Raw genomic sequence first — 12,673 nt, 5'->3', positions numbered from 1 at the left:
GTGCCCGCCTCCGCCGCGCCCGCGGTTACAGGCCGAGCGACTTGGCGATGATCGTCCGCATGACCTCGCTGGTGCCGCCGTAGATCCGGAACACCCGGTTGTCGGTGTAGAGCCGGGCGATCGGGTACTCCAGGATGTAGCCGTAGCCGCCGTGCAGCTGGAGGCACTTGTCGATCACCTCGGAGGCCGACTCGGTGCAGAACAGCTTGGCCGCGGCGGCGTCCGCCACCGTCAGCTCGCCGCTCTGGTAGAGCTCCAGCGCCTGGTCGACCATCGCCTGCTGGGCGAGCACCTGGGCCTGGCAGTCGGCCAGCGAGAACTTGGTGTTCTGGAACTCGGCGACGGCCTTGCCGAACACCTTGCGCTCCTTGACGTACTTCACCGCGAACTGCACCGCGGCCGCCGCCGAGGCGTACGCGCCGACGGCGATCGCCAGGCGCTCCTGCACCAGGTTGTGGGTCAGGTAGGAGAACGCCTTGCCCTCCTCGCCGAGCAGGTTCTCCACCGGCACCTTGACGTCGCTGAACGACAGCTCCGCGGTGTCCGAGGTGCGCAGGCCGATCTTCTGCAGCTTGCGGCCGACCGCGTAGCCCTCGGACTTCGTGTCCACGCACAGGATGGACAGGCCGGCGCGGCGGTCCGCCGGGTCGTACGGGGCGGTGCGGCAGACCACCAGCACCAGGTCGGCCAGCACGCCGCCGGTGATGAAGGTCTTCGCGCCGTTGAGGACGTAGTGGGTGCCGTCCGCGGACAGCTTCGCCGTGGTGGCGATGCCCGCCAGGTCGGAGCCCGCGCCCGGCTCGGTCATCGCGATCGCGGTCATGATCTCGCCCGAGACGAAGCCCGGCAGCCAGCGCCGCTTCTGCTCCTCGGAGGCGTACTCCATCAGGTACGGCAGCACCAGGCCGGTGTGCACGCCCGAGGAGCCGAAGGTGACGCCCGCGCGGGCGGTCTCCTCGTAGATCACCGCCTGGTACTTGAAGCCGGTCTCGCCCGCGCCGCCGTACTCCTCCGGCACCTCGATGCCGTACACGCCGAGCTCGCCGAGCTTGCGGTAGAAGTCGCGCGGCGGGTGGCCGGCCTCCTCCCAGCTCTCGTAGACCGGGACGACCTCGTTGGCGATGAAGTCCCGGATGGTCTCCCGGAACGCTTCGTGGTCCTCGTTGTACACGGTGCGGCGCACGGTGCGCTCCCTTCGGCGGCGGCTGGTCGCGCAGCCAAGTTAATCGCCGGTAGCTTCCGGTGTCCATGGCCGCCGGGACCGGGCGCGAGCAGGCCGGGCGGACGCGCGGCCGCCCCGGGCGCGGTGCCCGGGGCGGCCGTGGGAGCGTCGGCGCGGTCGGCCTAGTAGAGGACGAACGGGTAGTACACGGTGTGCGCCAGGTTGGCGTTGGACTGGAGGGCGCCGACGCCGCCGGCGTTGTCGGTCACGCCGAGGGTGTTGTTCTGGTTGCTCGCGCCGGAGCCGGTCGCGGTCTGCTGGGTGCCGTTGGCGTTGCCGTGGACGGGGCCGACGATGTTGCCGGAACCGATGGTGCTGACCACGCCGCTGTTGGAGCCGTGGTCGGCGGCGGCGCCGTTGTCGGCGGCGGCGGTGCCGACGCCCGCGAGGAGGAACGCCCCGAGGGCGGTGACGACGGCGGCTGCGCGAATACGGGACACGGTGGTCTCCCTGCTAACTGGTGCGAATGTGACGCTGCGGGGTGGCCGCCCCGTTCGCGTCGGTTCCTGGCGTCGCGTCATCAGGATTGCCCACTGGGCCGTTCGGGTTCCAGTGCGGGCACGCGGGTTCGCTCGAAGGTGTCACTCCCGGGGAATAGTCCGGGAACCCGCGGTGACCGGCCGGGGGCGGTGGAACACCGTCCTGACAAGGGAGTTCACCGTCCGGCGCGGACCGTCGGCGAGCTCCGCGCGTCAATGCCGAGTTGACCGAGGATCGACAGGAACCGGACATCGGAAAACAGTGGTCGCCCGATTGTCGTACTGGCACACTGTGGCCTCATGTCTGATGGCCTTCCCCCCGCTTCCGGTGCCGACGGAAGTGGCGCCGAATTCCCCGCCGCCGAGAACTCGGCGAATCTCCGCACCACCGAGGTCGACCTCGGCGGCCTGGTCGGCGTGCTCGCCACCCACCTCTACTCCACCCCGCTGGTGGCGCTGCGCGAACTGGTGCAGAACGCCCACGACTCGCACACCCGGCGGAAGCTGGAGGACCCGGAGGGGGAGTACCGCCCGCTGATCCGGGTCAGCGGGGACACCGCGGCGCGGACGGTGGCGATCGAGGACAACGGGGCGGGGCTGACCGAGCCGGAGATCCACGCGTACCTGGCGACCGTCGGCACCGGCTACACCCGGATGCTGCGCGACCTGACCGGCAACCAGGAGCTGATCGGCGCCTTCGGCCTGGGCTTCCTCTCGGCGTTCTCGGTCGCCGAGGAGGTGGCCGTCACCACCGCCTCGCACCGCGAGCCGTCGGCCGCGCACACCTACCGCAGCCGGGGCGGCGAGCAGTACAGCGTGGAGCCGGCCCCGGCGCGGCCCGGGCCGGGGACGGTGGTGCGGCTGCGGCTGAAGGCCGAGCACGCGCACCTCGCGGACGAGCAGGCGCTGCGGGAGGTGCTGGCCCGGTACTGCGTGCTGCTGCCGGTCCCGGTCCACGTCGGGGCGGACGAGGAGCCGGTCAACGACGTGGTGGTGCCCTGGCGGCAGGACGCGCCGGGCTCGCCGCACCTGCACCGGATGCGGTTCGCCGCCGCGTTCTCCCGCAGCTTCGAGCCGCTGACCGCCTTCCCGGTGGCACCCGTCGAGGGCCGCACCGACGCGGTCGGGCTGCTCTGGGTGCAGGACGGCGGCACCTACGGGTCCAGCGACAACCGGGACCTCGCGGTCTACCTGCGCGGCATGCTGCTCGCCGACGACGCCCGCGACCTGCTGCCCAGCTGGGCCGGGTTCATCGGCGGCGTGGTCGAGTCGACCCGGCTCACCCCCACCGCCAGCCGCGAGGACCTCCAGCGCGACGAGCACTACCGGGCGCTCCAGCAGGCGCTCGCCGACGCCATCGTGGACGGCCTGTACGAGACCGCCCGGCTGCACCCGGCCGCCTGGCGGCGCATCCTGGCCCGGCACGGCCAGGACCTGCTGGGCGCCGCGCTCTGCGACGACCGGCTGTTCACCCTGCTCGCCGACGACGTCCCGGTCCCGACCTCGCAGGGCGAGCTGACCGCCGGCGCGCTGCGGGCCGCCGGCTCCGGCGCGGTGCACGTGGCGCTGGGCAGCGGCGGCGGCTTCGAGGAGATGCTCTACCGGGCGATGCAGGTGCCGATCGCCCGCGGCGACCGGTACGCGGTGCTGCCGTTCCTGCGCCGCTACGCCCGGCTGCGGGACTGCCGGATCGTCGAACTGGGCAGCGAGAGCGGCAACCGGGAGCTGTTCCGGGCCCCGGACGTGCCGCTGCCCGCCGAGCAGCAGGCGTGGCTGACCGCCGCGCTGACCGAGGACGGCGAACAGCTGGTGCCCGCCCGGTTCGACCCGCCCGGCCTGCCGCTGGTGCTGGTGCCGGACCGCGAGGCCGAGCTCAAGGCGCGGATCGAGGACGACCGGGCGGACGCCCGCATCCCGTCCGCCGCCCTCCAGTTGGCGCGGGCGTTCACCGCCCGCACCGACGGCGCGGTCCGGGCCCGGCTCTACCTGAACCTGGCCTCGCCCGCCGTCCGCGACCTGCTGGCCGCCTACCGGGACGGGCACACCGGGGCGGCCACCGCCGCCGCGCTGCTGCGCTCGCTGAAGGTCATCATGGCGGCGGCCTCCGGCTCCGCGGCCGGCGACCTGGGGGCCGCGCTGTCCGGGATCTCCACCGCGGTGGCCGCGCTCACCGCCGCCGTCCCGGCCGGCGGCCTGTCGGCGGTGCCCGACACCATCTCCACCGACATCGCGGACACCGCAGACCTTCCGCAGGGGAACGAGGAACGATGACCACCGACATCTGGTCCTGGGTGCACGACACCCACCGGCAGCTCGCCGAGTCCGGCCAGCACCGGCTGGCCGACGCGATCGCCGAGATCGCCGGGCACGCGGTGGACGGCCGCAACGAGCAGCTGGACGCGGTGTTCCCGGAGGCACTGGCCTCCGCGCGGGCGCTGGGCCTGCCCTGGGTGGAGGTGTTCCTGCGGCACTGGCGGCTGCAGAACCTGCTCAACAAGCGCCACCAGGGCGAGGCCGCGATGTCCGAGGCGGTGTCGCTGCTGGAGTTCGCGCACCGCGAGGAGACCGCGTCCTGTCCGCAGTCGGTCTGCGCCGTCCAGGACTTCACCATCTGCCACGCCAACATCGACGGCCCCGGCTACGTCCCGGAGCGGCTCGCCGTGCTGGAGGAGGCGCTCCAGCGGGTCGAACCGGCCCGGGCCTGCTTCGACTGCCTGTCCCGCGAGTACGCCGACACCCTGGAGGACGACGGCCGCCCCGCGGACGCGCTGACCCACCTCGACCGGGCCGAGACCCGGATCACGGCGGCCGGCGAGCGGATCTCGCTCTCCTTCGTGCACAGCCGCGCCTCCGCGCTGCACCGGCTCGGCCGCCACCAGGACGCGCTGGACGCCTACGACACCGCCGAGCGCGCCCACGTCGCCGCCGGGAACCGGCTGGACGACGACGACCGGCGCAAGCTCGCCTCCGGCCGGGCCCTCCAGCTCGCCGCGCTCGGCCGCACCGGCCCCGCGCTGGAGCTGCTGCCGGACGCCGAGGAGGCCGACCGCTACCCCGACATCCGGCACCGCTGGTCCGCCGCCGTCGAACTGCTGGCCGCCGCCGGGGAGTTCGACAACGACGCCGCGCTCGGCGCCCGACTCGCCTCCTGGGCGGGCGAACTGGACGCGGCCGGCTCGCACCGCCCCTGCCTCGACCTGGTGCTGCGGGCCGGCCGGCTGGCCCTCGCCCGGGGCGCCCGCGAGGTCGCCCTGACGCTGGCCGGCACCGGCGAGCGCAAGCTCGGACAGCTCCGCCGCACCGCGGGCGTCGCCGAGCAGGTGGCCGCGCTGCGGGCCGCCGCCGAGGCCCTGCCCAGGCCCGAACTCCCGGTGCCGGTCGAGGAGTTGCCGCAGTGGCTGGCCGAGCACCGGCCCGACCCGGAGACCGGCGCCGACCTGCTGGCCACCGCGCTGGCCCGCGGCGAGCGGCCCGACACCGTCCTGGTGGTCAACCTGGCCGGCGCCCTCGGCGCGCTCGGCCACACCCGGGCCGTCACCGAACTCGCCTGGGCCCAGCTGGAGGTGGACCCCGGCCACGAGTACCTCACCGGCATGCTCGGCCAGTTGCTGATCGACGCCGAGGACGGCGAGGGCGTCGACCGGCTGGCCACCCGGCTGGCCGCCGCCGGCGAACCGGCCGACGGACACTGGCTGCGGGCCCGCTGGGCCGCCGCCCAGGGCCGCTGGGCCGAGGTCGGCGAACAGTGCGCCGCCGTCCTCGTCCACTCGCCCGAGGCGCTCAACACCCGCCGGCTCGCCGCCACCGCCGCCACCCGGCGCGGCGACCACGCCGAGGCCCAGCGGCTGTACGAGGACCTGCTCGCGCACGCCCTCGACCCGGCCGAGGCCGGCGAGGACCAGGCGCACCGCACCGTCCAGGAACCCGACCTGTGGCACCTGGCCACCGCCGCCACCGCCAACCGCGACTGGGCGGCCGTCCGCGCCGCCGGAGCCCGGATCGGCATCGAGTTCGACACCGACAGCGGCCCGGTCGACGAGGAGTGGCAGCTGATCGAACTGCGCGTCCCCCGCGCCAACGGCACCACCACCGACCTGCCCGCCCTGCGCACCGGCCCGGCCACCGCCCGGGTGCTGCCGGTGCTCGGCGAGGACCTCGACCTCAACCACGGCGACGTCGCGGTCTTCTCCCCGGCCGTCCTCAACGACCGCCCGGAGCCCGGCTCCCCGGACGCCGCGGACTGGCACCCGGTCTTCGAGTTCCTCACCCTGCTCGACCCGGCCGGCTACACCACCTACTGGATCGACGGCGGCCGCCCCGCGGACGACGACTGGTACGCCCTGCGCGACGCCCTCCGGGCCGCCGGGTACGCGGTCTGGGTCTACAGCGGCGACCAGTACCGGATCGCCGACCCGGCCGGCGACGAGAACGGACTCCCCGGCATCTACGCCGCCCTCGGCGTCCCGCCCACCGGCACCGCCGCCCAGGCCGACACCCTGCTCACCGAACTCACCGCCCACCTGACCCACCCGCTGGCCTGGCCCGCCCTCGCCGAAGCGGCGGGCGCCGACCCGGACCGGCACCGGAGGATCGTCGACGCCTACCAGCTCTGACCCCGGCCACCCGCCCGGTCCGGACGGCGGATGCCGCTGCTCCGGACCGGGTACGGTGGGAGGCGGGGCGTCCGCAGTGGGGACCGCACGCGAGCGAGGGAGCCGGCCATGACTGCGCAGCCGATCGCTTACGGCGACGTGGACCACGAGGCGGCGCTGAAGTACGCCGTGCAGCTCATCGACCACCGGTGGGCCCAGGTCATCGAAGGGCGGATCGTCCTGGTGTCGCCGATGTGGGACCACGAGCGCGTCGTCGCGCGCATCCGGCGGCAACTCGACGCGAGGATCGACGAACTCGGCTGCGTCAGCGGCTCCGGCAACCTCGACCTGCCCGGCTCCCCGAACTGGTACCTGGCCGACATCGCCGTCGTCCCCGACGACCTCGCGCTCGGCGCCGCCGCCCTCACCCCCGACCAGACCCTGCTGGTCGTCGAGGTCACTTCCGAGTCCAACGGCGACACCGACCGCGTCACCAAGCGCAAGCGCTACGCCCAGTACGGCGCGCCGCTCTACCTGCTCGTCGACCGGCAGGCCCGCGAGTGCACCCTGTTCTGCGAACCGCACGACCTCGGCTACGCCGTGGTGGACGGCCCGCACCCGTTCGGCGCGGCGATCCGGCTCCCGGAACCGTTCGGCCTCGTCCTGGACACCGCCGCCCTCTGAGCGTCAGCCGCGGGGCGGGGTGGGGTCGAGGTAGACCCGGGTGACGGACGGGACGGCGTGGCGGACGGCGCGTTCGGCGCGGTCGCAGGCGGTCTCGATGTCGGTGGCGGTGGCCAGGTCGGCGAAGTCGACCTTGGCGGCGACCAGGACGTCGTCGGGGCCGTGCACGCTGGTCACCAGGTCGAGGACCCGGACGACCTGGGGCTGGGCGGTCAGGGCCTCGGTGATGGCGCGTTCGTAGCGTTCGGGGAGCGAGCGGCCGATCAGCAGGGAGGCGTTGTCCCGGGCCAGGACGTAGGCCACCCAGGCGAGCAGCGCGCCGATCAGGACGGAGGCCAGGCCGTCCCACAGGGCGTCGCCGGTGAGCTGGGCGCCGAGCAGGCCGCCGAAGGCGAACAGCAGGCCGACCAGGGCGGCGCAGTCCTCCAGGAAGACGGCCTTCACGGCGGTGTCGGAGGTGTGCCGCAGGTAGCGGTAGCCGCCGACGTCGAGCCGCCGGGTCTCGTCGCGCAGCTGACGCACCGTCCGGGAGAGCGAGACGGACTCCAGGACGAAGGCGACGGCCAGGATCAGGTAGGAGAGGGCCGGGCTGCCCAGCTCCTCGCCGTACTGGAAGGTGTGGATGCCGTCGTGGATCGAGAACACCGCGCCGCCGACGAAGGTGGCGAAGGAGGCGAGCAGCGCCCACAGGTAGCGCTCGCGGCCGTAGCCGAGCGGGTGCTTGTCGTCGGCGGGGCGGGTGCTGCGCTTGAGGGAGAGGAAGAGCAGCACCTCGGTGACGGTGTCGGCGAAGGAGTGCGCGGCCTCGGAGAGCATCGCGCTGGAGCCGCTGAGCGCGCCCGCCACGGCCTTGGCCAGGGCGATGCCGAGGTTGCACAGGCCCGCGACGACCACCGTGGTGACGCTCTCGCCGCCGCCGTCCCCGGGGTCCTCGGTCGCCGTCGGGCCGTCGGCCGCCGTCCGCTGCTCGCTCATAACCGGTCATTGTGTCCGGTTCGCGGGTTTTCATCCCGGAAGGGGGCGACGCATGTCCCCGGGCGGCCGCCGACCGGCGCGAGGGCGGTGCGACGGCGGCACGGCGGCGGTGCGACGGCGGGGCCGGGACGGCGGTGCGGCGGCCCGGCCGGGGTGGCGGGGCCCACGCGGCCGGTTGTTCGCACCGTCGCCGCTGATCGGGCAAGGTGGAGGCCAGGAGGCGGCCCCGACCGGGCGGGCGGCCGGGGTGGTGGAGGAAGCGCCGTGTCCGATCGCGAGCCGGAGGGCGTGCCGGCGCCGGAAGCGCCGCCCACCGAGGGGCTGCTCGGGCCGGACGCGCCGCCGATCGAACGGACCGTCAGCGTGCCGCACGCGCCGGAGCCGGTGCAGACCGAGGGCCTGCTCGGGCGCCAGCCGGCGCCCGAGGCCGCGGAGCCGGTCCGGACCCGCCGCAACCCGCTCCTCCAGGACACCCTGACGCCCGAGGAGTGGAACGCGGCCGGCTACACCCCGTCGCACGGCCTCGACCTGGCCGAGCTGCACAAGGGCGCCCCCGGCGACGCCCCCTGGCCGGACCGGATGCGCACCCTGCTGCGGACGCCGATGGCCGAGCGCCCGGCGTTCGAGCGCACCCCCCGCGAACTGCACCCCGCCGCCGGGGCGCAGGCCCAGCGCAACGTGCCGCGGGTGCTCGACCTGTCGCTGCGGATCGGCGAACTGCTGCTCGCCAGCGGCGAGGCCGCCGAGGACGTGGAGGCCGCGATGCTCGGCATCGCGCACGCGTACCGGCTCGACCACTGCGAACCGCAGGTCACCTTCACGCTGATCTCGATCTCCCACCAGCCCTCGCTGATCGACCCGCCGGTCACCGCGGACCGGGTGGTGCGCCGCCGCACCTCCGACTACACCCGGCTGGCCGCCGTGTACGAGCTGGTCGCCGACATCACCGCCGAGCAGGTCACCGTCAACGACGCGTACCGGCGGCTGGCCGGCATCCGCCGCAACCGGCACCCGTACCCGGCGTGGCTGATGGCGGTGGCCACCGGGCTGCTGGCCGGGGCGGCGTCCTTCCTGGTCGGCGGGCAGGTCGACTCCACGGCCTGGCTGGTGTTCGTCTCCGCGTTCACCACCGCCGTGGTCGGCGACCGGCTGGCCTCCGCGATCGCCCGCCGCGGGCTGCCGGAGTTCTACCAGTTCGTGGTCGCGGCGATGCCCGCCGCGCTCTGCGGCATCCTGCTGTCCTTCAACGAACTGCACCTGCGCGGCTCGGTGGTGATCACCGGCGGGCTGTTCGCGCTGCTGCCCGGCCGGGCCATGGTCGCCGCCGTCCAGGACGGCCTGACCGGCTTCTACATCACCGCCGCCGCCCGGCTGCTGGAGGTGATGTACCTGATCGCGGGCATCGTCATCGGCGTGATGCTGGTGCTGTACGTCGGCGTCAACTACAACGCCCGGCTCAGGCCGGACGAGAGCCTGGGCGGCACCGCCAACCCGCCGGTCCAGCTGGTCGCCGCGGTGGTGCTGGCGCTGGCCTTCGCGATGCTGCTGCAGACCGACCGGCGCGCGCTGCCGATGGTGGTGGCGAACGCCGCGATCGGCTGGACCACGTACGGCGTGCTCACGCAGAACGCGGGCGTCTCGGCGATCGTCGCCACCGGCCTGGCGGCGGGCCTGGTCGGCCTGTTCGGCCAGCTGCTGGCCCGCTACCGGTCGGCCTCCGCGCTGCCGTACGTGACCGCCGCGATAGGACCGCTGATGCCCGGTTCGGCGCTCTACCTCGGCATGCTGGCGTTCGCCCAGGGCCACGCCGGGACGGGGCTGGTCTCCGCCTCCCGGGCGGTCGCGCTGGCGCTGGCGCTGGCCATCGGCGTCAACCTCGGCGGCGAGGTGGCCCGGCTGTTCCTGAAGAACCCCGGCGCGAGCGACCGGGACACCCCGCACGTGCTGCTCCCGCGCCGGGCGGCGAAGCGCACCCGCGGCTTCTGACCCCGGGTCACCCCCTCGTCGATCCCCGCCCGCCGACCCTCGCGCCCCGCTCCCTCGTCGACCCCGCGCCGACCCCCGCCGGAAGAGGCACCACCCGATGATCAGTGCACTGCTGGACGGCTACCGCCACCACATCGTGGACGCCCACAAGCAGCCGCTGTTCCTGCTGCTGGTCGGATTCATCACCTCGTTCGCGTTCATCCGGTTCAGCACCCGGATGATCCGCGCCCAGGTCCGCTGGTGGCCCGGCAACATCACCCCCGGCGGGCTGCACATCCACCACATGGTGTTCGGCCTCGGCTTCCTGCTGCTCGGCGGCATCGGCACCTTCGCCACCGACGGCGGGCACCCCTGGATCGACTGGTTCGGCCTCTCCTTCGGCATCGGCTGCGGGCTGGTGCTGGACGAGTTCGCGCTGATCCTGCACCTCGACGACGTGTACTGGAGCGAGCAGGGCCGCAAGTCGGTGGACGCGGTGATCCTCGGCATCCTGCTCACCGCGCTGCTGCTCACCGGCTACGTGCCGCTCGGCGTCGTCCCCGGGCAGGACACCCGCTGGGGGCTGGTCGCGGTGATCGGGGTCAACGCGCTGGTCTGCCTGGCCGCGCTGCTCAAGGGCAAGGTCTGGACCGGGCTGCTCGGCATCATGGTGCCCGGCCTGTCCTGGATCGGCGCGATCCGGCTGGCCCGCCCCTCCAGCCCCTGGGCGCGCTGGCGGTACGCCGGGCGCCCCCGCCGGATGGCCCGTGCGGTCCGGCGCGAACGGCGGCTGCACGCCCGGACGGACCGGGCCCGCACCTGGCTGTTCGACCTGATCGCCGGGGCGCCCGACAAGGTCCCGGCCGGGCACCCGAAGGCGCAGGCGGTGGCCGAGCGGATGGCCGCCCGGGCGCTCGCCCACCGGCGCCGCCCGGGCCGGGGCGTCCCGGGCGGCGGGCACCCGGACGGCGCGGCGGCGCTCGGCGGCGACCCGGCGCGGCGGGCCCGGGCCCAGCGCCGCCGCCGCACCGTCCGGGCCGGGCGGGTGCGGACCACCGCGACCGGGCCGGGGCGGACCTGGGGGCGGGGGAGCCGTTGAAGGACGTGGAAAACCGGGGTGGTGCGACGGCGAACCGGTAAGGTTCGTGGACGTCCCTCCCGGTGCGGCGCGGCTGCCCGTTCACACAATCCGACATCTCACCCGCGCGGCCGTATGGCGATGGCGCTGAGCCACCGTCAGGTCTGAGAATCTTGCGGTGCGTGACCGGAGTGACCGGATCGTCACGTCATGGGATATCCGGCTGATCGTCGGAATCCCGTCGCCGCCCGCCGAGAGGGGACCACGTCGTGCCGCGCAGGTTCCTCCCCGCCCTCCTCCTCGCCGGCGCCGCCCTGCTCGCGCTGCTGCCCGCCGCGAACGCCCCCGCCACCCCGGCCGCCGCGCCCGCGGCCCTGCCGGCCGCCGCGCCCGCCGACGACCCGGAGCCCGGCTTCCCCAGCGCGGACGACGTCGCCCGGGCCCGGGCCGAGGCCGACGCCAAGGCCGCCGACGCCACCGCCGTGGAGGCCCGGCTGGCCGCCGCCCGGGACGAGCTCGACCGGGCCGGGCAGGCCGCCGAACAGGCCGTCGAGGCGTACAACGGCGCACTCGTCCGGCTCGGCCGGGCCCGGGACGCCTCCCGGGCCGCCGCCGAGCGCTCCACCGCCGCCGAGGCCGCCCACACCGAGGCCGTCGACCGGGCCGCCGGGCTGCTCGCCGAGATGTACCGTCAGGGCGCCTCGCCCCAACTCTCGTCGATCAACGCCCTGTTGGGCGCCAGCGGCACGGCCTCGCTGTCCAGCCGGGCCGCCGCCGTCGGCACCGCCGGCGCCCAGACCCGGCAGATCCTCGACGACGCCACCCGCACCGCGAAGGCCGCCTCCCGGGCCGCCGCCGAGGCCCGCACCGCCGAGGCCGCCGCCCGCACCGCCGCCGAGACCGTCCGCACCGCCAAGGAGCAGGCCGAGCGGCGGGTCGCCGACCAGCAGCAGCAGGTCGCCGAGATCGGCCGCCGTCGGGAGGCCCTGCTCGCCGAGCTCGCCACCGCCCGCGACACCACCGTCGAACTCGAACGGCAGCGCCAGGAGGCCCTCGACGCCCTCGCCGCCCGCGCGGCGGAGGAGGCCGCCCGCCGGGCCCAGGCCGAGGCCGAGGCGGCCGCCGCCGCCCAGGCCGTCCGGCACCACGCCGCCCCGCAGCGCGAGAGCGCCTGGTCGGCGGGCGGCTCCGAGGCCGCGCTCGCCTTCGCCCGGTCCGTCGTCGGCCTGCCCTACATCTGGGGCGGCGAGGGCCCCCAGGGCTACGACTGCTCCGGCCTGACCATGATGGCCTGGCGGCGCGGCGGCAAGCAGCTCACCCACTTCGCCGCCGACCAGTACGCCGAGTCCACCCCCGTCAGCTACGCCCAACTCCGGCCCGGCGACCTGGTCTTCTGGACCAAGACCGGCCGCGCCGCCGACATCTACCACGTCGCCATCTACCTCGGCGACGACCAGATGATCGAGGCCCCCCGGCCCGGCGCCGCGATCAAGCAGGCCAGCCTCTGGATCATGGGCCGCCCGGACTTCTACGCCCGCCCCTGACCCCGGAGCAGGCACCGGCCGACCGCCGGTGCGGCGCGGGGGTGCGGCGCGGCGGGGCGCGGCGGGGCCGGGCAGGTGGGCAGGTGGGCAGGCGGGCCGGGGGAAAACCGGGTGCCCGGTCCGGGAGGGGCGTC

Annotated in this window: 9 protein-coding genes; 6 read left to right on the top strand and 3 right to left on the bottom strand. The window is 75.0% G+C overall.

The features are described from left to right. Window positions 1-25: 25 nt before the first annotated feature. Window positions 26-1,183 (bottom strand): acyl-CoA dehydrogenase family protein, encoded by a 1,158-nt coding sequence (locus QMQ26_RS16170; protein WP_100837589.1) that lies wholly within the window; start codon window positions 1,181-1,183, stop codon window positions 26-28. Between the two features lie 161 nt (window positions 1,184-1,344). Next, complete coding sequence (locus tag QMQ26_RS16165; protein WP_282206133.1) at window positions 1,345-1,662, bottom strand: hypothetical protein; 318 nt, start codon at window positions 1,660-1,662, stop codon at window positions 1,345-1,347. A 339-nt stretch (window positions 1,663-2,001) separates the two neighbouring features. Here QMQ26_RS16165 and QMQ26_RS16160 point away from each other — a divergent pair, with 339 nt between their 5' ends. The 3 genes from QMQ26_RS16160 to QMQ26_RS16150 all read left to right on the top strand — a co-directional run bounded on the left by QMQ26_RS16160 (window position 2,002) and on the right by QMQ26_RS16150 (window position 6,977). Further along, the gene (locus QMQ26_RS16160) at window positions 2,002-3,972 is read left to right on the top strand and encodes an ATP-binding protein (RefSeq protein ID WP_282206132.1); all 1,971 of its coding nucleotides are present in this window, start codon (window positions 2,002-2,004) and stop codon (window positions 3,970-3,972) included. Then, window positions 3,969-6,314 carry a hypothetical protein gene (locus QMQ26_RS16155; protein WP_282206131.1) on the top strand — a complete coding sequence of 782 codons (2,346 nt, stop codon included), beginning with the start codon at window positions 3,969-3,971 and terminating at the stop codon, window positions 6,312-6,314. The genes QMQ26_RS16160 and QMQ26_RS16155 overlap by 4 nt, the downstream gene beginning before the upstream one ends. Before the next feature lie 108 nt (window positions 6,315-6,422). Beyond that, entirely contained in the window at window positions 6,423-6,977 is a 555-nt protein-coding gene (locus QMQ26_RS16150) for a Uma2 family endonuclease (RefSeq protein WP_282206130.1), read from the top strand. A 3-nt stretch (window positions 6,978-6,980) separates the two neighbouring features. On the opposite strand, the gene QMQ26_RS16145 is transcribed toward QMQ26_RS16150, so the two are convergent. Continuing rightward, window positions 6,981-7,952, bottom strand: a complete 972-nt coding sequence (locus tag QMQ26_RS16145) for a cation diffusion facilitator family transporter (protein ID WP_282206129.1) — start codon at window positions 7,950-7,952, stop codon at window positions 6,981-6,983. A 264-nt stretch (window positions 7,953-8,216) separates the two neighbouring features. Here QMQ26_RS16145 and QMQ26_RS16140 point away from each other — a divergent pair, with 264 nt between their 5' ends. From QMQ26_RS16140 to QMQ26_RS16130, 3 genes are all read left to right on the top strand, one after another. After that, a complete protein-coding gene (locus QMQ26_RS16140) occupies window positions 8,217-9,938 on the top strand; it encodes a threonine/serine exporter family protein (protein WP_282206128.1) in 1,722 nt (573 codons plus the stop codon). A 97-nt stretch (window positions 9,939-10,035) separates the two neighbouring features. After that, window positions 10,036-11,016, top strand: a complete 981-nt coding sequence (locus QMQ26_RS16135; RefSeq protein WP_282206127.1) for a hypothetical protein — start codon at window positions 10,036-10,038, stop codon at window positions 11,014-11,016. 248 nt (window positions 11,017-11,264) lie between these two features. Beyond that, the gene (locus QMQ26_RS16130; protein ID WP_282206126.1) at window positions 11,265-12,539 is read left to right on the top strand and encodes a C40 family peptidase; all 1,275 of its coding nucleotides are present in this window, start codon (window positions 11,265-11,267) and stop codon (window positions 12,537-12,539) included. Window positions 12,540-12,673 lie beyond the last annotated feature (134 nt).

This window comes from Kitasatospora fiedleri, from assembly GCF_948472415.1.
GTDB lineage: Bacteria > Actinomycetota > Actinomycetes > Streptomycetales > Streptomycetaceae > Kitasatospora > Kitasatospora fiedleri.
The sequence above is the reverse complement of the archived record's forward strand: the minus strand, read 5'-3'. Positions and strand labels throughout refer to the sequence as shown.

Coding starts and splice junctions, on each gene's coding strand:
- QMQ26_RS16150 (WP_282206130.1), top strand. CDS start 6,423: ATGACTGCGCAGCCGATCGCTTACGGCGACGTGGACCACGAGGCGGCG.
- QMQ26_RS16135 (WP_282206127.1), top strand. CDS start 10,036: ATGATCAGTGCACTGCTGGACGGCTACCGCCACCACATCGTGGACGCC.
- QMQ26_RS16160 (WP_282206132.1), top strand. CDS start 2,002: ATGTCTGATGGCCTTCCCCCCGCTTCCGGTGCCGACGGAAGTGGCGCC.
- QMQ26_RS16155 (WP_282206131.1), top strand. CDS start 3,969: ATGACCACCGACATCTGGTCCTGGGTGCACGACACCCACCGGCAGCTC.
- QMQ26_RS16145 (WP_282206129.1), bottom strand. CDS start 7,952: ATGAGCGAGCAGCGGACGGCGGCCGACGGCCCGACGGCGACCGAGGAC.